This window comes from Escherichia sp. E10V10 (assembly GCF_004211985.1).
Lineage (GTDB): Bacteria > Pseudomonadota > Gammaproteobacteria > Enterobacterales > Enterobacteriaceae > Escherichia.
This window is the reverse complement of record NZ_RHJO01000013.1, coordinates 15,844-35,306: the sequence shown is the minus strand read 5'-3', so window position 1 is coordinate 35,306 and position 19,463 is coordinate 15,844. Positions and strand designations below refer to the sequence as shown.

Below are 19,463 nucleotides of genomic sequence, written 5' to 3'. Positions count from 1 at the left end.
ATCCAGCATCCAGGATTACCCTCTCAGAGACTAAAAGCATTGCAGTTTCTCGCGCAGGCGCTGAAAATAGCGCCTGTTTTTATTTCAGGCAATCGGGGTGAATGTGGCGCAGGCGGAAGTGTTGAATCTGGAGTCCGGGGCTAAACAGGTTTTACAAGAAACCTTTGGCTACCAACAGTTTCGCCCCGGCCAGGAAGAGATTATCGACACCGTACTTTCCGGTCGCGATTGCCTGGTCGTCATGCCCACTGGTGGCGGAAAATCCCTTTGCTATCAAATACCTGCCTTATTGCTAAACGGCCTTACCGTGGTTGTTTCACCGCTGATTTCGTTGATGAAAGATCAGGTGGATCAACTGCAAGCCAACGGCGTGGCGGCGGCGTGCCTTAACTCGACGCAAACCCGCGAGCAGCAACTTGAAGTGATGACAGGCTGTCGCACCGGGCAAATTCGTCTGCTCTATATTGCCCCAGAACGCCTGATGCTGGATAACTTTCTTGAGCATCTGGCGCACTGGAATCCGGTGTTATTAGCCGTTGATGAAGCGCACTGTATCTCCCAATGGGGCCACGATTTCCGCCCGGAATATGCCGCGCTCGGTCAGCTGCGTCAGCGTTTTCCGACGCTGCCGTTTATGGCGCTAACCGCCACCGCCGACGATACCACGCGCCAGGATATTGTGCGCCTGCTGGGGCTGAACGATCCGCTAATTCAAATCAGCAGTTTTGACCGTCCGAATATTCGCTACATGCTGATGGAGAAGTTCAAACCTCTCGATCAGTTGATGCGTTACGTGCAGGAACAGCGGGGAAAGTCGGGCATTATCTACTGCAACAGTCGGGCGAAAGTAGAAGACACAGCCGCGCGTCTGCAAAGTAAAGGAATTAGCGCGGCGGCGTATCATGCCGGGCTGGAAAATAATGTCCGCGCCGATGTGCAGGAAAAATTTCAGCGCGATGACCTGCAAATTGTGGTGGCGACGGTGGCGTTCGGCATGGGCATCAACAAGCCGAACGTCCGCTTCGTGGTGCATTTTGATATCCCGCGCAATATCGAATCCTATTATCAGGAAACCGGTCGCGCCGGGCGTGATGGCCTGCCCGCGGAAGCGATGCTGTTTTACGATCCGGCTGATATGGCGTGGCTGCGCCGTTGTCTGGAAGAGAAGCCGCAAGGGCAATTGCAGGATATCGAGCGCCATAAACTCAATGCGATGGGCGCATTTGCCGAAGCGCAAACTTGCCGCCGTCTGGTGTTGCTGAACTATTTTGGCGAAGGTCGTCAGGAACCATGTGGTAACTGCGATATCTGCCTCGATCCGCCGAAACAGTACGATGGTTCAACCGATGCGCAGATTGCCCTTTCCACTATCGGTCGCGTAAATCAGCGGTTTGGGATGGGTTATGTGGTGGAAGTGATTCGTGGTGCTAATAACCAGCGTATCCGCGACTATGGTCATGACAAACTGAAAGTCTATGGCATGGGCCGTGATAAAAGTCATGAGCACTGGGTGAGCGTGATCCGCCAGCTGATTCACCTCGGCCTGGTGACGCAAAATATTGCCCAGCACTCCGCGTTACAGCTGACAGAAGCCGCGCGCCCGGTGCTGCGCGGCGAATCCTCTTTGCAGCTTGCCGTGCCGCGTATTGTGGCGCTCAAACCGAAAGCGATGCAGAAATCGTTCGGCGGCAACTATGACCGTAAACTGTTCGCTAAATTACGCAAACTGCGTAAATCGATTGCCGATGAAAGCAATGTCCCGCCGTACGTGGTGTTTAACGACGCAACCTTGATTGAGATGGCGGAACAGATGCCAATCACTGCCAGCGAAATGTTGAGTGTTAACGGCGTTGGGATGCGCAAGTTGGAACGCTTTGGTAAACCGTTTATGACGCTTATCCGCGCGCATGTTGACGGCGACGACGAAGAGTAGTCAGCGGCATAAAAAAGTGCCAGGATGAACATTCCGTAAACGTTTCCCCCGCGAGTCAATTGTATGTTGATGTTATTCCTCACCGTTGCCATGGTGCACATCGTGGCGCTTATGAGCCCCGGTCCCGATTTCTTTTTTGTCTCTCAGACCGCTGTCAGTCGTTCCCGTAAAGAAGCGATGATGGGTGTGCTGGGCATTACCTGCGGCGTAATGGTTTGGGCTGGGATTGCGCTGCTTGGCCTGCATCTGATTATCGAAAAAATGGCCTGGCTGCATACGCTGATTATGGTAGGTGGTGGCCTGTATCTCTGCTGGATGGGTTATCAGATGCTGCGTAGCGCACTGAAAAAAGAGGTTGTTTCTGCACCTGCGCCACAGGTAGAACTGGCGAAAAGTGGGCGCAGTTTCCTGAAAGGTTTACTGACCAATCTCGCCAATCCGAAAGCGATTATCTACTTTGGCTCGGTGTTCTCGCTGTTTGTCGGCGATAACGTCGGCACCACCGAACGCTGGGGTATTTTCGCGCTGATTATTGTCGAAACGCTGGCATGGTTTACCGTCGTTGCCAGCCTGTTTGCCCTGCCGCAAATGCGCCGTGGTTATCAACGTCTGGCGAAGTGGATTGATGGTTTTGCCGGGGCGTTATTTGCTGGATTTGGCATTCATTTGATTATTTCGCGTTGATGCCAGACGCGTCATCAGAGTAAGTCGGATAAGGCGTTTACGCCGCATCCGACATTATTTTTCACGCATGCCTCGCCGATGCCAACAGCGCTCCCACCAGCATAAAAAGCGAGCCGAAAATCTTATTCAATGCCTTCATTTGTTTCGGCCCTTTTATCCATAAAGCGATTCGTTGGGCGAGCGTGGCGTAACCGATCATCACAATAATATCGACCACAATGGTGGTGACGCCGAGCACGATATACTGCATAACTTGCGGCTGCTGCGGCATGATGAATTGCGGAAATAGCGCTGCCAGAAACACAATACTTTTAGGATTGGTGAGATTCACAAACACGGCCCGTTGGTACAGATGACGCCGTGATTGGGTCGGGGTCAGCGATTTAAGGTCAATTGCACCAGCGGCGCGCCACTGCTGGATCCCCAGCCAAATCAGGTAAGCCGCGCCTGCCCACTTCAACACTTCAAACGCAATCACTGAGCGGGAAAATAGCGTCCCCAATCCCACGCCAACCAGCACAATATGAATCGCCAGCCCGGTTTGTAAACCAGCAATAGACGCCACTGCGCCACGATAACCGTGGTTAAGGGAAGTGGTCATGGTATTGATTGCGCCAGAGCCTGGCGACAAGCTTAAAATGATCGATGTCAGCAGGTAGGCAAACCACCATTCTAAAGTCATGATGAACTCCCGGTGTGTCTATTTTTGTGCCACAATACGCTACTGTTGCAGCGTTGTGTCAGGCACGCTTAAAAAAACGATTTTACGTGGTTTAAGAGGCAGATTACCCGATGTTTCAGCAGCAAAAAGACTGGGAAACAAGAGAAAAAGCGTTTGCTGCTTTTACCATGGGACCGCTGACTGATTTCTGGCGTCAGCGTGATGAAGCAGAGTTTGCTGGTGTGGATGACATTCCGGTGCGCTTTGTCCGTTTTCGCGCGCAGCACCATGACCGGGTGGTCGTCATCTGTCCGGGGCGCATTGAGAGCTACGTAAAATATGCGGAACTGGCCTACGACCTGTTTCACCTGGGGTTTGACGTATTAATCATCGACCATCGCGGGCAAGGGCGTTCTGGTCGTCTGTTAGCCGATCCACATCTCGGCCATGTTAATCGTTTTGATGATTATGTTGATGATCTGGCGGCGTTCTGGCAACAAGAGGTCCAGCCAGGTCCGTGGCGTAAACGCTATATACTGGCCCACTCGATGGGCGGCGCAATCTCCACTCTGTTCCTGCAACGCCATCCTGGCGTGTGCGATGCCATTGCACTGACCGCGCCAATGTTCGGCATTGTGATTCGCATGCCGTCATTTATGGCGCGGCAGATCCTAAACTGGGCCGAAGCGCACCCACGTTTTCGCGATGGCTATGCGATAGGCACCGGGCGCTGGCGCGCCTTGCCGTTTGCCATCAACGTGCTTACCCACAGCAGGCAGCGATATCGGCGCAATCTACGCTTCTATGCTGATGACCCAACAATTCGTGTCGGCGGGCCGACATACCATTGGGTACGTGAAAGTATTCTGGCCGGAGAACAGGTGTTAGCCGGAGCAGGTGATGACGCCACGCCAACGCTGCTTTTGCAGGCTGAAGAAGAGCGCGTGGTGGATAACCGCATGCACGACCGTTTTTGTGAACTTCGCGCCGCCGCGAGCCACCCTGTAGAAGGAGGTCGACCGTTGGTAATTAAAGGTGCGTACCACGAGATCCTTTTTGAAAAGGACGCAATGCGCTCAGTCGCGCTCCACGCCATCGTTGATTTTTTCAACAGGCATAACTCACCCAGCGGAAACCGCTCTACAGAGGTTTAAATTTCTTATGTACCAGGTTGTTGCGTCTGATTTAGATGGCACGTTACTTTCTCCCGACCATACGTTATCCCCTTACGCCAAAGAAACTCTGAAGCTGCTCACCGCGCGCGGCATCAACTTTGTGTTTGCGACTGGTCGCCACCACGTTGATGTGGGGCAAATTCGCGATAATCTGGAGATTAAGTCTTACATGATTACCTCCAATGGCGCGCGCGTTCACGATCTGGATGGCAACCTGATTTTTGCTCATAACCTGGATCGTGACATTGCCAGTGACCTGTTTGGCGTAGTCAACGACAATCCGGACATCATTACTAACGTTTATCGCGACGACGAATGGTTTATGAATCGCCACCGCCCGGAAGAGATGCGCTTTTTTAAAGAAGCGGTATTCAAATATGCGCTATATGAGCCGGGGTTGCTGGAACCAGAAGGTGTCAGCAAAGTGTTCTTCACCAGTGATTCCCATGAAAAACTTCTGCCACTGGAGCAAGCGATTAACGCTCGCTGGGGCGATCGCGTCAATGTCAGTTTCTCTACCTTAACCTGCCTGGAAGTCATGGCTGGCGGCGTTTCAAAAGGCCATGCGCTGGAAGCGGTGGCGAAGAAACTGGGCTACAGCCTGAAGGATTGTATTGCGTTTGGTGACGGGATGAACGATGCCGAAATGCTGTCGATGGCGGGTAAGGGCTGCATTATGGGCAGCGCACACCAACGGCTGAAAGACCTGCATCCAGAGCTGGAAGTGATTGGTACTAACGCCGAAGACGCAGTGCCGCATTATCTGCGTAAGCTCTATTTATCGTAATCGTTCTTTATTTGGTCAGTTGTCAACCTGATACTTCGCTACAATGGATACTCGTTAATCAAAGAGTTTTCCATTGTGGCGCTACTTATCATCACCACGATTCTGTGGGCCTTCTCCTTTAGCTTTTATGGCGAGTACCTTGCGGGGCACGTCGATAGCTATTTTGCGGTGCTGGTGCGCGTTGGCCTGGCGGCACTCGTTTTTCTGCCGTTTCTGCGTACCCGTGGCAATAGCCTGAAAACGGTCGGCCTGTATATGCTGGTGGGCGCGATGCAGCTCGGCGTGATGTATATGCTGAGTTTCCGCGCCTATCTCTACCTGACGGTTTCCGAGTTGCTGTTATTTACCGTGCTGACGCCGCTCTACATCACGCTGATTTATGACATCATGAGTAAGCGCCGTCTGCGCTGGGGATATGCCTTTAGCGCGTTACTGGCGGTGATTGGTGCCGGGATTATTCGCTACGATCAGGTGACTGACCATTTCTGGACCGGCCTGCTGCTGGTGCAACTCTCCAATATCACTTTTGCCATCGGTATGGTGGGCTATAAACGCCTGATGGAAACTCGTCCGATGCCGCAGCATAACGCCTTTGCGTGGTTCTATCTCGGCGCGTTCCTGGTGGCGGTGATTGCATGGTTCTTGCTGGGAAATGCGCAGAAAATGCCGCAAACCTCGCTGCAATGGGGCATTCTGGTGTTTCTTGGCGTGGTGGCTTCCGGGATTGGCTACTTTATGTGGAACTACGGCGCAACCCAAGTAGACGCCGGAACGCTGGGCATTATGAATAATATGCACGTTCCGGCAGGGCTGCTGGTAAACCTGGCTATCTGGCACCAACAGCCGCACTGGCCAACGTTTATTACAGGCGCGCTGGTGATCCTGGCCTCACTGTGGGTGCATCGTAAGTGGGTCGCTCCGCGCTCTTCACAAACGGCAGATGATCGCAGGCGTGATTGCGCGCTGAGCGAATAAACGCTTCCGTAATCGGCTGACGCTGCTCGCCATCGCGCACTGCGGCGTACAGTCGGCTCCACAAGCCTTCGCCCAGGGTTTTGGTTACCACCAGACCCTGGCGCTCAAAACTCTCTACTACCCAATGCGGCAGGGCGGCAATGCCCATCCGCGCGGCAACCATCTGAATCAGCAATAAGGTGTTATCGACGCTTTTCAGTGACGGGCTGACGCCTGCCGGCTGAAGAAAATGCCGCCAGACATCCAGTCGGCTACGCTGCACCGGATAAATTAATAGCGTCTCGCTGGCGAGATCTTCTGGCGTGATACGCGTTTTCGCCGCCAGTGGATGGTCAGGTGCTAACACCAGACGCACTTCATAATCGAACATCGGCGAATAATGCAGTCCACTGCGCGGCAGAATATCGGACGTCATCACCAGATCCAGCTCGCCCTGTTGCAACGCGGGCTGCGGGTCAAACGTCACGCCCGATTTAAAGTCCATCTCGACCTGCGGCCAGTTCTTATGAAAGTTTTCTAACGCGGGTGTCAGCCACTGAATACAGCTATGGCACTCAATGGCAATGCGCAGGCGTGTCTGCTGCGGTTCATTACAGGCTTGCAGTGCCTGGCTGATTTGCGGCAGTACCTGGTTTGCCAGTTGTAGCAGGATTTCTCCCTGCGGTGTAAAGCGTAGCGGCTGGCTCTTACGCACGAATAGCCGGAAGCCAAGACGTTGTTCCAGATCGCTAAACTGGTGAGACAGGGCGGATTGCGTCTGATGCAACGTCGCCGCAGCGGCTGCGAGCGAGCCGCAGTTCCGCAACGCTTGTAGCGTTTTCAGGTGTTTTACTTCGATCATGAAAGTCCTTCACTTCGGCATGAATAATTTGCGCTTGAGGAATATACAGTAACTGGCAAATATGGATGTGTAAACATCTGGACGTCTAAATACTAAAAATTCCATAAGGGGCATATAATGACAATTCTTAATCACACCCTCGGTTTCCCTCGCGTTGGCCTGCGTCGCGAGCTGAAAAAAGCGCAAGAGAGTTATTGGGCGGGGAACTCCACGCGTGAAGAACTGCTGGCAGTAGGGCGTGAACTGCGTGCTCGTCACTGGGATCAACAAAAGCAAGCGGGTATCGACCTGCTGCCGGTGGGCGATTTTGCCTGGTACGATCATGTTCTGACCACCAGCCTGCTGCTGGGTAATGTTCCAGCGCGTCACCAGAACAAAGATGGTTCGGTAGATATCGACACCCTGTTCCGTATTGGTCGTGGACGTGCGCCGACTGGCGAGCCTGCGGCAGCGGCGGAAATGACCAAATGGTTTAACACCAACTATCACTACATGGTGCCGGAGTTCGTTAAAGGCCAACAGTTCAAACTGACCTGGACGCAACTGCTGGAGGAAGTGGACGAGGCGCTGGCGCTGGGCCATAAGGTGAAACCTGTGCTGCTGGGGCCGATTACCTACCTGTGGCTGGGGAAAGTGAAAGGTGAGCAGTTTGACCGCCTGAGCCTGCTGAACGACATTCTGCCGGTTTATCAACAAGTGCTGGCAGAACTGGCAAAACGCGGCATTGAGTGGGTACAGATCGACGAACCCGCGCTGGTACTGGAACTACCGCAGGCGTGGCTGGACGCATACAAACCCGCTTACGACGCGCTCCAGGGCCAGGTGAAACTGCTGCTGACTACCTATTTTGAAGGCGTAACGCCAAACCTCGACACGATTACTGCGCTGCCTGTTCAGGGGCTGCATGTGGACCTTGTACATGGTAAAGATGACGTTGCTGAACTGCACAAGCGCCTGCCTTCAGACTGGCTACTGTCTGCGGGTCTGATCAATGGTCGTAACGTCTGGCGCGCCGATCTTACCGAGAAATATGCGCAAATTAAGGACATTGTCGGCAAACGTGATTTGTGGGTGGCTTCTTCCTGCTCACTGCTGCACAGCCCCATCGACCTGAGCGTGGAAACGCGTCTTGATGCAGAAGTGAAAAGCTGGTTTGCCTTCGCCCTACAAAAATGCCATGAACTGGCACTGCTGCGCGATGCGCTGAACAGTGGTGACACGGCAGCTCTGGCAGAGTGGAGCGCTCCGATTCAGGCGCGTCGTCACTCTACTCGTGTACATAATCCGGCAGTAGAAAAGCGTCTGGCGGCGATCACCGCCCAGGACAGTCAGCGTGCGAATGTCTATGAAGTGCGTGCTGAAGCCCAGCGTGCGCGTTTTAAACTGCCCGCGTGGCCGACCACCACGATTGGTTCCTTCCCGCAAACCACGGAAATTCGTACCCTGCGTCTGGATTTCAAAAAGGGCAATCTTGACGCCAATAACTACCGCACGGGTATTGCGGAACATATCAAGCAGGCCATTGTTGAGCAGGAACGTTTGGGACTGGATGTGCTGGTACATGGCGAGGCCGAGCGTAACGACATGGTGGAATACTTTGGCGAGCACCTCGACGGTTTTGTCTTTACGCAAAACGGTTGGGTACAGAGCTACGGTTCCCGCTGCGTGAAGCCACCGATTGTTATTGGTGACGTTAGCCGCCCGGCACCGATCACCGTAGAGTGGGCGAAGTATGCACAATCGCTGACCGACAAACCGGTGAAAGGGATGCTGACTGGCCCGGTGACGATTCTCTGCTGGTCGTTCCCGCGTGAAGATGTCAGCCGTGAAACCATCGCCAAACAAATTGCGCTGGCGCTGCGTGATGAAGTGGCGGACCTGGAAGCCGCTGGAATTGGCATCATCCAGATTGATGAACCGGCACTGCGCGAAGGTTTACCGTTGCGTCGCAGCGACTGGGATGCCTATCTCCAGTGGGGCGTGGAGGCTTTCCGCATCAATGCCGCTGTAGCGAAAGATGACACACAAATCCACACTCACATGTGTTACTGCGAGTTCAACGACATCATGGATTCGATTGCGGCGCTGGATGCAGACGTCATCACCATTGAAACCTCGCGTTCCGACATGGAGTTGCTGGAGTCGTTCGAAGAGTTTGATTATCCGAATGAAATTGGCCCTGGCGTCTATGACATTCACTCGCCAAACGTACCGAGTGTGGAATGGATTGAAGCCCTGCTGAAGAAAGCGGCAAAACGCATTCCGGCAGAGCGTCTGTGGGTCAACCCGGACTGTGGCCTGAAAACGCGCGGCTGGCCAGAAACCCGCGCGGCACTGGCGAACATGGTGCAGGCGGCGCAGAATTTGCGTCGGGGGTAAAATCCAAACCGGGTGGTAATACCACCCGGTCTTTTCTCATTACTGCGACTTCTTGCCACCATACTGCCTGAACCACTCCAGCATACGCTGCCAGCCGTCTTTTGCAGATTCTGCATGATAGCTCGGACGATAATCGGCGTTGAACGCATGCCCGTCATCCGGGTAAACGATAATCTCTGCTTTCGCGTTTGCTGCCCGCAGCGCCTGGCGCATCGTTTCCACGCTCTCCTGCGGAATGCTGTTATCCTGGCCGCCATATAAGCCGAGAACCGGAGCGTTAAGATCGGTTGCGATATCAACAGGTTGTTTCGGCGAATTCAGCGACTTATCGCCCGTCAGTTTGCCGTACCACGCAACTGCGGCTTTTAACTGTGGATTATGCGCGGCATACAGCCAGGCGATGCGTCCGCCCCAGCAAAATCCGGTGATCATTAAACGATGGACATCGCCGCCGTTGCGTGACGCCCAACTGGCGACATGATCGAGATCGGCCAATACCTGTGAGTCAGGTACTTTTGCCACCAGACCACTTAGCAGCGTTGGGATATCGGCGAAATCATTCGGATCGCCTTCGCGGAAATAGAGTTCTGGTGCGATAGCCAGATACCCCTCCAGCGCCAGACGGCGACAAATATCGCGGATATGTTCATGCACGCCAAAAATTTCTTGCACTACAATGACCACTGGCAGTGGGCCATCGCTCTGCTTTGGGCGAGCATGGTAAGCAGGCATGTTATCCCCTTGCGAAGGGATAGAGGCGAACCCTGCCACAATCGCATCTTCCGGAGTCTGAACGATGGTTGAGGCGAGGGGCGATGCAGCAGGTGCAAATCCAGATTGTTGTGTTGTTGCCATGGTATTCTCCGTACCCTTATAAAAATTTTGCGCAATGTTAACTATAGTCAGCATGCAACAAATCACATTGCCTGAATCGGCTCATCTTTTATGCAACAACACATGGTAAAGAGTTATTTATGTGATTTAAATCACTTTTATCGGGTAAATGCATGCAACACATTTGCGTCATGGTGATGGGTGTCACGAAAAAATGTTAAATCCTTCGGTAAAGTGTCTTTTTGCTTCTTCTGACTAAACCGATTCACAGAGGAGTTGTATATGTCCAAGTCTGATGTTTTTCATCTCGGCCTCACTAAAAACGATTTACAAGGGGCTACGCTTGCCATCGTCCCTGGCGACCCGGATCGTGTGGAAAAGATCGCCGCGCTGATGGATAAGCCGGTTAAGCTGGCATCTCACCGCGAATTCACCACCTGGCGCGCAGAGCTGGATGGTAAACCTGTTATTGTCTGCTCTACCGGTATCGGCGGTCCGTCTACTTCTATTGCAGTTGAAGAGCTGGCACAGCTGGGCATTCGCACCTTCCTGCGTATCGGTACGACGGGTGCTATTCAGCCGCATATTAATGTTGGTGATGTATTGGTTACCACGGCGTCTGTTCGTCTGGATGGCGCGAGCCTGCACTTCGCTCCGCTGGAGTTCCCGGCTGTCGCTGATTTCGAATGTACTACTGCACTGGTAGAAGCCGCGAAATCCATTGGCGCGACCACCCACATTGGTGTGACTGCTTCTTCTGACACCTTCTACCCGGGCCAGGAGCGTTACGATACTTACTCTGGTCGCGTAGTCCGTCACTTTAAAGGTTCTATGGAAGAGTGGCAGGCGATGGGCGTGATGAACTATGAAATGGAATCTGCAACGTTGCTAACCATGTGCGCAAGCCAGGGCCTGCGTGCGGGTATGGTGGCGGGCGTTATCGTTAACCGCACCCAGCAAGAGATCCCGAATGCTGAGACGATGAAACAAACTGAAAGCCATGCGGTGAAAATCGTGGTGGAAGCGGCGCGTCGTCTGCTGAAATAAAAAAATGCTCCCTGGCTTAGGGGAGCATTCCGATTGTTGTTAACGTGTGCTTTGTTCATGCCGGATGCGGCGTGAACGCCTTATCCGGCCTACAAAAGCATGCAAATTCAATATATTGCATTTCTGTGGTAGGCCTGATAAGCGCAGCGCATCAGGCAATTTAGCGTTTGTCATCAGTCTCATACTCCCCAACGTCGGGGAGCGATATCAATTACTGACGCCGTAAGCGCATAATTTTGCGGATTATTGGCGTCAGCAGCGTAAAGGCAGCCAGTATCAGCAATGCCAGAGTGATCGGTCGGGTATACAGAAAGTCGAGTGACCCACCAGAAAGCGACAGCGCACGGCGAAAATTACTTTCCGCCATTGGCCCCATAATCAATGCCAGCACTACGGGTGATGCCGGATATCCTCCTTTCTGCATGAAATAGCCCACCACGCCTGCAATCAGCATAATGCCAACATCAAAAAGGCTATTGTTCAACGCATAAGTCCCGACCACACAAAGTGCGAGGATCATCGGTGTGAGAATATTGCCGGGAATTTTCACCACATTACCGATGACTTTCAAAGAGAGCAGTCCAAGAACTAGTAGCATGAAGTAACAGAAGATCATGCCGACAAACAGCGTATAAACCATATCACCGTGGTCGGTAAACATCAGCGGGCCTGGTTGCATTCCCTGTAACGTTAACGCGCCCAGCATGATGGCGGTTACCGCATCGCCAGGGATCCCCAGTGTCAGCATAGGTAACAATGCGCCACCGGTGCAGCCATTCGCGCCTGCCTCACAGGAGGCCACAGCTTTAATTTCACCCTTACCAAAGTTTTCTGGTGTCTTACTGAAACGACGAGTTTCGTTATAGGCAACAAAAGCTGCAATATCCGCTCCTGCACCGGGGATCATGCCGATAAAAACCCCTAATCCTGATGAGCGCAAAATAGTTAATGCGATACGGCGTAGTGTTTGCCAGGGCAGTAACAGACTGCCGATAGCTACCTTCGCACCCTGACGAATTTGCTGATTTTGCTCCATAGAGCGGAATGCTTCTGAAGCAGCAAATAAACCAATCATCACCGGGATAAATGGCACATTCATCAGCTCCACAAATCCACCTGTAAACCGTGGAAAACCGCCCATTGGATCAAGGCCTATCGTTGCGATCAGCAATCCGCCAACCCCGGCAATCAGCCCTTTAATCAAAGATTCACCGGAAATACTGGCAATAATACTTAACCCAAAAGTTGCCAGTGCGAAGGACTCTGAGGCACTAAATTTCAACGCCCAACTGGCAAGTACCGGAGAGAGAAACATCAGCACAATAATGCTGATTGTTCCGCCACTAAAGGAAGAAAACGTGGCGGTGCTCAATGCCAGCCCGGCTTTTCCCTGTTTCGTTAGCTCATAACCGTCAATGGCGGTTGCAGCGGCGGCAGGCGTTCCGGGAATTTTGAGCAAAATTGCGGTGATAGAACCGCCATAGACGCCACCAAAAAAGACACCGCAAATCATCAACAAGCCAGAGACAGGCTCCATGCCGTAGGTGAAAGGCAGTAAAATCGCCACCCCCATGGTCGCTGTCAGACCAGGCAGAGCGCCAATCACAATACCCAGCATCACCCCAAAAGTAGCAAACAGCAGCGCCTGAGGATTACTGAGTAATGTCGAAAAACCCTGAGTTAAAAGTTCACTTTCAAACATTGCTGGCCCCTGTTATTCGAAAAATGTGCCGACAGGCAATGGCACCTGTAACGCTTCGACGAACAGCAACCAGAGGATTGCCGTTAACAGCAGCGCAATACCCGGTGTGAGTACCCATCGCCTGTAGCCCATCAACGTCATAATGACGATGAGGAAAACAGGAGTAGTAATGAGATAACCGCAGTAGCTCATTGCCACAATATAAAACGCGGTTGCCGCAATTCCCGTTGCCGTTTTCCTGAATGCCGGTTTTTCCTGTGCGTTGGCGCAAGATTCTGCTTTTGCCAGCAAAAGATCGCGTATCACCAGCAAGACAGCGAGCACAATCAGGGCGCAGGCATAGAAGGTAGGGAAGGCACTTGCACCGGGATCCGTTTCAATGGCAGTTGCTGGAAAATCAGCGGCATTAATCATCACCGCGCCAGCAACCACACAAAGTAACAGCGCCACCACCACAGTGGATGAAAGGCGCTTGCGGTGCGGTACGGCGAGCTGAGCAACAGACTGTTTTGTGTTCATCGACCGTACCTCAGGTTTATTTTTTCAGGCCCAGGCGAGTCAGCAACTCGTCAAAGTACTTTTCCTGCTCGCTGATTTGGGTCTGGAAGCTGGCGCCATCAAGCCATGCATAGTTGAGATTCAACTTTTGCAGTGCATCCTGGAATGCAGGCTCTTCAGCCGTCTCTTTTGCTGCCTTCGCCAGAACATCCACCACATCCTGCGGCGTTTTTTGCGACACAATCAGACCGCGCCAGGTGCCAATGGAGAGATCAACGCCTTTCTCTTTTAACGTCGGGACGTCAGGCATGGTTTTCATTCGCTCATCCGCCATCACCACCAGTGTCTTCAGCTTGCCGCCTTTCACATGGTTGATAACTTCACCAGGGCTTACGGAAACCGCTTCAATGTGCCCGCCTAACAGGCCTGTAATGGCAGGGGCTGCGCCGTCATAGGGGACATGAGAAAACTTCGCGCCCGTTTTGTCTTCCAGTGCAGCCGCCGCCAGATGCCAGATAGCCCCGGTGCCTGAGTTACCAATGCGTACTTTTCCGGGATTCGCTTTGGCGTAAGTCATAAATTCGTCATAGCTATTCCACGGCGCATCAGCACGGACGGTGATAGCCGCCGGATCCGCATTCAGACGGGCGATGGGTTTGAAGTCGCTGGTTTTAAAACGCACCATTCCGAGGCTGGGAAGGGTGGTCAGTTCAACCGTGCCTAAACCGATTTTGTAACCGTTAGGGCGGGCAGCGGCGATTTCACTCAGGCCGATTGCGCCGCCACCGCCAGGTTTATTGATAACCCCGATGCTGACGGGTAAATGGTTTTTGGCGGCATCAGCAAAGGCTCGGGCAACCAGGTCCGTACCGCCTCCTGCCGCGTAGGGTACGACTAACTCGATCTGTTTGGTTGGGTAGGAAGCCGCCTGTACAGGCGCAGTGCTGAGGGCAGCACCTGCAAGAAGTACCATCGCAGCCATTTTTTTCGGTAAGGTAAGATGTTTTATCATTGCTTTTATATCCTTATTTATCAGTTAGTTGCTATTTAAATTGTTCCATGCGTTCATAAACAGCACTGCATTTTCATAGACCTGCTCTGGCGTCATGCCGGGGCGATATAGCGCAGAACCGAGGCCAAAGCCGTTTGCGCCGTGGCTCAGATAACGCGCCATTGTTTCCGGTGTGATACCGCCAACCGGTAACATCGGAACGGATTGCGGAATAACCGCACGCCAGGCTTTGGTGACTTCTGGTGTAATTTGTTCGGCCGGAAACAGCTTGATGGCATTGGCGCCATGTTCAATGGCAGCAAAGGCTTCGGTGGGCGTAGCGACGCCAGGCGCGCAATACATACCCAGCGCACGGGCGCGACGGATCACCGCAGTATCGCAATGCGGCATCACGATAATCTGGCCTCCAGCCTCTTTAACCGCGACCACCTGCTCTACTGAAAGCACAGTTCCGGCTCCGACCAGGCAGTCCTTAGGCAGGGCGTCGCGCAGTAGACTGATACTTTGCAACGGCTCCGGCGAGTTCATGGGAATCTCAATCAGGCGGAATCCGGCGGCGTACAGCTTTTCACCGATGGCGACAATCTCATCCGGTTTCACGCCGCGTAAAATGGCGACTAACCCGGTTTTTTGCAAAAGAGTATTAAATGGCATGAGTACATTCCCTGGCGTTGGTGGAGAGTAACCCGGCAGCGTGGGCGATTCGCCATAATCCCTGTTCAGTGGCATTAGGAATGGCGTGAAGCTGTCTGTCGGGAAAAACGTAGCTGAACGCCCGTGAATAGCGGCTGTTCAGGGTGGCGCTACCGATTAAGGCGATCGGCGTTGTGGCAGGTAAATCACGCAGCAAGCTGGATGCCAGACCACATAATTCATGGCCTATCAGTAATCCGGAAAGATAATCGCCCTGTGAGGACGGCGTAAGATTATCGGTCAGTAAGCGCGAACGGGTCGAAAACAGCGTCGATAATAATCCGATCTGATGATGCTCCAGTGCCGCTGTCAGTCCTTGGGCGAAGGCATCCCAGTGAGGTTCATCTCCCGAACGCATGGTGGCGCCAAGAATAGAATGGCGGGATAAAACATCAAATAACTCGCCCGTCATAAAGGTTCGGAAATCGGTAATGGTGTTGTTTTCAACCACCGCCCATTTCGCATGAGTGCCAGGTAAGCCAATCAGCACCGGCACACCCTTACGGATTGCGTCTTGCAGGGCAGGTTCCATTGCGATGGCACCGAAGATTTGTGTCTCTTCGCCACGCATCACTTCGGGCATTTCACCTTCTTTAATCACGCCGGGAATGATGTGCAGCATTGTCTGCTGCTGGTGGATAACCGGCGTCAGTTGCTTCGCCAGTCCATCGAGAGTGACCGGGCAAGGTAAATAAGCTGCTGGTTGCCACCCTTGCGCACTGCCGAGCATGCCGCAAGCCAGAACCGGGCATGAGGTTTGTGCCAGCCAGTCGCCACAGACACGCAAAAATGTATCGTGGAAAGCGTCCTCACGTGTTGCTGCCTGGGAGGGTAATTTCATGATCCCCCAGGGGAATTCACGTTTTTCTTGTGGATCTGGTGAGTCACCAAAACGCCATGCCCGAAGCGATGACGTTCCCCAGTCCAGGGCAATAAATGAGGTATTTCCCGACATTAGCCGTTTCCTTTAATCATGGTTTAATTATCTTTGCGGACATGCTTACCCCAGCCCAGTTCAGCGGAGATCTCTTCTGCACAGGATTTGACGTAAGGTGCCAGTTCTTCCAGGCGCGCCAGCGACATATACGTGGTGGTACTGGCGACAGAAATGGCCGCCACAATTTCATTCCGGGCGTTGTAAATCGGCGCTGCAATGCAACGGATAGTGGGCTCGTTCTCTTCCAGATCAAAAGCAAAACCACTGGCGGCATAACGGCGCATGTTTTGTATAAATGCGCCCAGTTTTGTTTCATCACCACAAGTCAAAAATAGTGTGCGCCACTCTTCTTCTGTTCGGTTGAGGATCAACGCCTTACCGATTCCCGTAATCGCCAGAGGCATGCGATGCCCAGGACGTGAGCGCATCTCCAGCCCGCGCTGACCGTTGATTTTCTCCAGATACAGCACTTCGTTGCTTTCAACGATACCCAGATGCACGGTGTCCAGGGTGTAACGGGCCAGACGCTGCAAAACGGGCTGTGCAACTTCATACAATGAAGTGCTTTCCAGCGCTCTGGCACCGAGTTCGATCAGTTTGGCGCCCAGTTGGTAGCCCTGAGTTGGGACATGGCGCAGATAGCGTTGCTCCACCAAAACAGAGACTAAACGATGGGTTGTACTCCGCGTCGTGCCGGTGAACTCGCCGATACTTTTCAGGTCATGGCAACCGTTATAAACAGCATTAATAACAGCCAGTCCGCGTAATAACGTTTGTGCGCCAGCGGTGGTTGAAGAGGTTTCTGCCATAGGTGTCTCCTGAGGATATTGCCGAGTGTTTCACAGAATAAAGTGGGGAAAAGGTGATGCATCCCACAATATAAACTTAGTCTCATATTGTGGGATAAAATAAGCAAAATAAACGATCGTTTTGCGTAGCGCCTCGCAGGAAATACCTTTCAAACTGGACGTTTGTACAGCACAATTCTATTTTGTGCGGGTAAGTTGTTGCGTCAGGAGGCTTTGTGGATTTCTCAATCATTGTTTATGCCATTATTGCGCTGGTCAGTGTGGCCATCGGTTGGCTGTTTGCCAGTTATCAACATGCGCAGCAAAAAGCCGAGCAATTAGCTGAACGTGAAGAGATGGTCGCGGAGTTAAGTGCGGCAAAACAACAAATTACCCAAAGTGAGCACTGGCGTGCAGAGTGTGAATTGCTCAATAACGAAGTGCGTAGTCTGCAAAGTATTAACACCTCGCTGGAGGCAGATCTGCGTGAAGTAACCACGCGGATGGAAGCTGCACAGCAACATGCTGACGATAAAATTCGCCAGATGATTAACAGCGAGCAGCGTTTGAGCGAGCAGTTTGAAAACCTCGCCAACCGTATTTTTGAGCACAGTAATCGCCGTGTAGATGAACAAAATCGCCAGAGTCTGAACAACCTGCTATCGCCGCTGCGTGAACAACTGGATGGTTTTCGCCGACAGGTACAGGACAGCTTTGGTAAAGAAGCACAAGAACGCCATACCCTGACCCACGAAATTCGTAATCTACAGCAACTCAACGCGCAAATGGCCCAGGAAGCGATCAACCTGACGCGCGCGCTGAAAGGCGATAACAAAACCCAGGGGAACTGGGGTGAAGTGGTATTGACGCGGGTGCTGGAGGCTTCCGGACTGCGTGAAGGATATGAATACGAAACCCAGGTAAGCATTGAAAATGACGCTCGCTCGCGGATGCAGCCGGATGTCATCGTGCGGCTACCGCAGGGGAAAGATGTGGTGATCGATGCAAAAATGACGCTGGTCGCCTATGAACGCTACTTCAACGCGGAAGACGACTACACACGTGAAAGCGCATTGCAGGAGCATATTGCTTCGGTACGTAATCACATCCGCTTGCTTGGGCGCAAAGACTATCAACAGCTGCCGGGGCTACGAACGCTGGATTACGTGCTGATGTTTATTCCCGTTGAGCCAGCGTTTTTACTGGCGCTTGATCGCCAGCCGGAGCTGATCACCGAAGCGTTAAAGAACAACATCATGCTGGTTAGCCCCACCACGCTGCTGGTGGCGTTGCGTACTATCGCCAACCTGTGGCGTTATGAGCATCAAAGCCGTAACGCCCAGCAAATCGCCGATCGTGCCAGCAAGCTGTACGACAAGATGCGTCTGTTTATTGATGATATGTCCGCGATTGGTCAAAGTCTGGACAAAGCGCAGGATAACTATCGCCAGGCGATGAAAAAACTCTCTTCAGGTCGCGGAAATGTGCTGGCGCAGGCAGAAGCGTTTCGCGGTTTAGGGGTAGAAATTAAACGCGAGATTAATCCGGACTTGGCTGAACAGGCGGTGAGCCAGGATGAAGAGTATCGACTGCGGTCGGTTCCGGGGCAGCCGAATGATGAAGCTTATCAACGCGATGATGAATATAATCAGCAGTCGCGCTAGCCCATTAGGGGTAGTTAAGCCGGGTAGAAATCTAGGGCATCGACGCCCAATCTGTTACACTTCTGGAACAATTTTTTGATGAGCAGGCATTGAGATGGTGGATAAGTCACAAGAAACGACGCACTTTGGTTTTCAGACCGTCGCGAAAGAACAAAAAGCGGATATGGTCGCCCACGTTTTCCATTCCGTGGCATCGAAATATGATGTCATGAATGATTTGATGTCATTTGGTATTCATCGTTTGTGGAAGCGATTCACGATCGATTGCAGCGGCGTACGCCGTGGGCAGACCGTGCTGGATCTGGCTGGCGGCACCGGCGACCTGACGGCAAAATTCTCCCGCCTGGTCGGTGAGACTGGCAAAGTGGTCCTCGCCGATATCAATGAATCCATGCTCAAAATGGGCCGCGAGAAGTTGCGTAATATCGGTGTGATTGGCAACGTTGAGTATGTTCAGGCGAACGCAGAGGCGCTGCCGTTCCCGGATAACACCTTTGATTGCATCACCATTTCGTTTGGTCTGCGTAACGTTACCGACAAAGATAAAGCACTGCGTTCGATGTATCGCGTGCTGAAACCGGGCGGCCGCCTGCTGGTGCTTGAGTTCTCGAAGCCGATTATCGAACCGTTAAGCAAAGCCTATGACGCTTACTCCTTCCATGTGCTGCCACGTATTGGTTCGCTGGTGGCGAACGATGCCGACAGCTACCGCTATCTGGCCGAATCCATCCGTATGCATCCCGATCAGGATACGCTGAAAGCCATGATGCAGGATGCCGGATTCGAAAGTGTCGATTATTACAACCTGACGGCTGGCGTTGTGGCGCTGCATCGTGGTTATAAGTTCTGACAG

18 protein-coding genes are annotated in these 19,463 nt (G+C 52.7%); 9 read left to right on the top strand and 9 right to left on the bottom strand.

Annotated features, from left to right (window positions below):
- The first annotated feature begins 103 nt into the window (after positions 1-103).
- Entirely contained in the window at positions 104-1,933 is a 1,830-nt protein-coding gene (gene recQ, locus D9736_RS15165) for an ATP-dependent DNA helicase RecQ (RefSeq protein WP_044867267.1), read from the top strand.
- 63 nt (positions 1,934-1,996) lie between these two features.
- Positions 1,997-2,617: a threonine export protein RhtC gene (rhtC, locus tag D9736_RS15160; protein ID WP_000928845.1), complete on the top strand. Its 621-nt coding sequence runs from the start codon at positions 1,997-1,999 to the stop codon at positions 2,615-2,617.
- A 61-nt stretch (positions 2,618-2,678) separates the two neighbouring features.
- Here the strand turns inward: rhtC and rhtB are convergent, their stop codons facing one another.
- The gene (rhtB, locus tag D9736_RS15155) at positions 2,679-3,299 is read right to left on the bottom strand and encodes a homoserine/homoserine lactone efflux protein (RefSeq protein WP_130219502.1); all 621 of its coding nucleotides are present in this window, start codon (positions 3,297-3,299) and stop codon (positions 2,679-2,681) included.
- Between the two features lie 110 nt (positions 3,300-3,409).
- On the opposite strand from rhtB, the gene pldB reads away from it, so the two are divergent.
- The 3 genes from pldB (at position 3,410) to bioP (ending at position 6,215) form a co-directional block, all read left to right on the top strand.
- Positions 3,410-4,432 carry a lysophospholipase L2 gene (gene pldB, locus D9736_RS15150; protein ID WP_130258635.1) on the top strand — a complete coding sequence of 341 codons (1,023 nt, stop codon included), beginning with the start codon at positions 3,410-3,412 and terminating at the stop codon, positions 4,430-4,432.
- A 7-nt stretch (positions 4,433-4,439) separates the two neighbouring features.
- The gene (gene yigL, locus D9736_RS15145) at positions 4,440-5,240 is read left to right on the top strand and encodes a sugar/pyridoxal phosphate phosphatase YigL (protein WP_130258634.1); all 801 of its coding nucleotides are present in this window, start codon (positions 4,440-4,442) and stop codon (positions 5,238-5,240) included.
- 75 nt (positions 5,241-5,315) lie between these two features.
- Entirely contained in the window at positions 5,316-6,215 is a 900-nt protein-coding gene (bioP, locus tag D9736_RS15140) for a biotin transporter (protein ID WP_001196233.1), read from the top strand.
- Here bioP and metR read toward each other — a convergent pair.
- Positions 6,103-7,056, bottom strand: a complete 954-nt coding sequence (gene metR, locus D9736_RS15135) for an HTH-type transcriptional regulator MetR (protein ID WP_000573618.1) — start codon at positions 7,054-7,056, stop codon at positions 6,103-6,105. The genes bioP and metR overlap by 113 nt on opposite strands.
- Before the next feature lie 117 nt (positions 7,057-7,173).
- Here metR and metE point away from each other — a divergent pair, with 117 nt between their 5' ends.
- Positions 7,174-9,435 carry a 5-methyltetrahydropteroyltriglutamate--homocysteine S-methyltransferase gene (metE, locus tag D9736_RS15130; RefSeq protein ID WP_001540223.1) on the top strand — a complete coding sequence of 754 codons (2,262 nt, stop codon included), beginning with the start codon at positions 7,174-7,176 and terminating at the stop codon, positions 9,433-9,435.
- A 39-nt stretch (positions 9,436-9,474) separates the two neighbouring features.
- On the opposite strand, the gene D9736_RS15125 is transcribed toward metE, so the two are convergent.
- Positions 9,475-10,290: a dienelactone hydrolase family protein gene (locus D9736_RS15125; RefSeq protein WP_130258633.1), complete on the bottom strand. Its 816-nt coding sequence runs from the start codon at positions 10,288-10,290 to the stop codon at positions 9,475-9,477.
- Between the two features lie 261 nt (positions 10,291-10,551).
- On the opposite strand from D9736_RS15125, the gene udp reads away from it, so the two are divergent.
- A complete protein-coding gene (gene udp / locus D9736_RS15120) occupies positions 10,552-11,316 on the top strand; it encodes a uridine phosphorylase (RefSeq protein ID WP_130209452.1) in 765 nt (254 codons plus the stop codon).
- 211 nt (positions 11,317-11,527) lie between these two features.
- Here the strand turns inward: udp and D9736_RS15115 are convergent, their stop codons facing one another.
- From D9736_RS15115 to D9736_RS15090, 6 genes are read right to left on the bottom strand one after another with little or no spacing between them, the layout of a single operon-like run.
- Positions 11,528-13,018 (bottom strand): tripartite tricarboxylate transporter permease, encoded by a 1,491-nt coding sequence (locus D9736_RS15115; protein ID WP_130258632.1) that lies wholly within the window; start codon positions 13,016-13,018, stop codon positions 11,528-11,530.
- A gap of 12 nt (positions 13,019-13,030) precedes the next feature.
- The gene (locus tag D9736_RS15110) at positions 13,031-13,537 is read right to left on the bottom strand and encodes a tripartite tricarboxylate transporter TctB family protein (RefSeq protein WP_130258631.1); all 507 of its coding nucleotides are present in this window, start codon (positions 13,535-13,537) and stop codon (positions 13,031-13,033) included.
- 16 nt (positions 13,538-13,553) lie between these two features.
- Complete coding sequence (locus D9736_RS15105; RefSeq protein ID WP_130258630.1) at positions 13,554-14,528, bottom strand: tripartite tricarboxylate transporter substrate binding protein; 975 nt, start codon at positions 14,526-14,528, stop codon at positions 13,554-13,556.
- Positions 14,529-14,552: 24 nt separating this feature from the next.
- Positions 14,553-15,182 carry a 2-dehydro-3-deoxy-6-phosphogalactonate aldolase gene (locus D9736_RS15100; RefSeq protein ID WP_130223355.1) on the bottom strand — a complete coding sequence of 210 codons (630 nt, stop codon included), beginning with the start codon at positions 15,180-15,182 and terminating at the stop codon, positions 14,553-14,555.
- On the bottom strand, positions 15,172-16,176 hold the full coding sequence (locus D9736_RS15095; protein WP_130258629.1) for a 2-dehydro-3-deoxygalactonokinase: 1,005 nt from the start codon (positions 16,174-16,176) through the stop codon (positions 15,172-15,174). Before D9736_RS15095 ends, D9736_RS15100 begins: the two co-directional genes overlap by 11 nt.
- A 23-nt stretch (positions 16,177-16,199) precedes the next feature.
- On the bottom strand, positions 16,200-16,967 hold the full coding sequence (locus D9736_RS15090; protein ID WP_130219485.1) for an IclR family transcriptional regulator: 768 nt from the start codon (positions 16,965-16,967) through the stop codon (positions 16,200-16,202).
- Positions 16,968-17,182: 215 nt separating this feature from the next.
- On the opposite strand from D9736_RS15090, the gene rmuC reads away from it, so the two are divergent.
- Positions 17,183-18,610 carry a DNA recombination protein RmuC gene (rmuC, locus tag D9736_RS15085; RefSeq protein ID WP_130219483.1) on the top strand — a complete coding sequence of 476 codons (1,428 nt, stop codon included), beginning with the start codon at positions 17,183-17,185 and terminating at the stop codon, positions 18,608-18,610.
- A 94-nt stretch (positions 18,611-18,704) separates the two neighbouring features.
- Positions 18,705-19,460 (top strand): bifunctional demethylmenaquinone methyltransferase/2-methoxy-6-polyprenyl-1,4-benzoquinol methylase UbiE, encoded by a 756-nt coding sequence (ubiE, locus tag D9736_RS15080; RefSeq protein WP_000227958.1) that lies wholly within the window; start codon positions 18,705-18,707, stop codon positions 19,458-19,460.
- Positions 19,461-19,463 lie beyond the last annotated feature (3 nt).

Coding starts and splice junctions, on each gene's coding strand:
- rhtC (WP_000928845.1), top strand. CDS start 1,997: ATGTTGATGTTATTCCTCACCGTTGCCATGGTGCACATCGTGGCGCTT.
- rhtB (WP_130219502.1), bottom strand. CDS start 3,299: ATGACTTTAGAATGGTGGTTTGCCTACCTGCTGACATCGATCATTTTA.
- pldB (WP_130258635.1), top strand. CDS start 3,410: ATGTTTCAGCAGCAAAAAGACTGGGAAACAAGAGAAAAAGCGTTTGCT.
- yigL (WP_130258634.1), top strand. CDS start 4,440: ATGTACCAGGTTGTTGCGTCTGATTTAGATGGCACGTTACTTTCTCCC.
- metR (WP_000573618.1), bottom strand. CDS start 7,056: ATGATCGAAGTAAAACACCTGAAAACGCTACAAGCGTTGCGGAACTGC.
- metE (WP_001540223.1), top strand. CDS start 7,174: ATGACAATTCTTAATCACACCCTCGGTTTCCCTCGCGTTGGCCTGCGT.
- D9736_RS15125 (WP_130258633.1), bottom strand. CDS start 10,290: ATGGCAACAACACAACAATCTGGATTTGCACCTGCTGCATCGCCCCTC.
- udp (WP_130209452.1), top strand. CDS start 10,552: ATGTCCAAGTCTGATGTTTTTCATCTCGGCCTCACTAAAAACGATTTA.
- D9736_RS15115 (WP_130258632.1), bottom strand. CDS start 13,018: ATGTTTGAAAGTGAACTTTTAACTCAGGGTTTTTCGACATTACTCAGT.
- D9736_RS15110 (WP_130258631.1), bottom strand. CDS start 13,537: ATGAACACAAAACAGTCTGTTGCTCAGCTCGCCGTACCGCACCGCAAG.
- D9736_RS15105 (WP_130258630.1), bottom strand. CDS start 14,528: ATGATAAAACATCTTACCTTACCGAAAAAAATGGCTGCGATGGTACTT.
- D9736_RS15100 (WP_130223355.1), bottom strand. CDS start 15,182: ATGCCATTTAATACTCTTTTGCAAAAAACCGGGTTAGTCGCCATTTTA.
- D9736_RS15095 (WP_130258629.1), bottom strand. CDS start 16,176: ATGTCGGGAAATACCTCATTTATTGCCCTGGACTGGGGAACGTCATCG.
- D9736_RS15090 (WP_130219485.1), bottom strand. CDS start 16,967: ATGGCAGAAACCTCTTCAACCACCGCTGGCGCACAAACGTTATTACGC.
- ubiE (WP_000227958.1), top strand. CDS start 18,705: ATGGTGGATAAGTCACAAGAAACGACGCACTTTGGTTTTCAGACCGTC.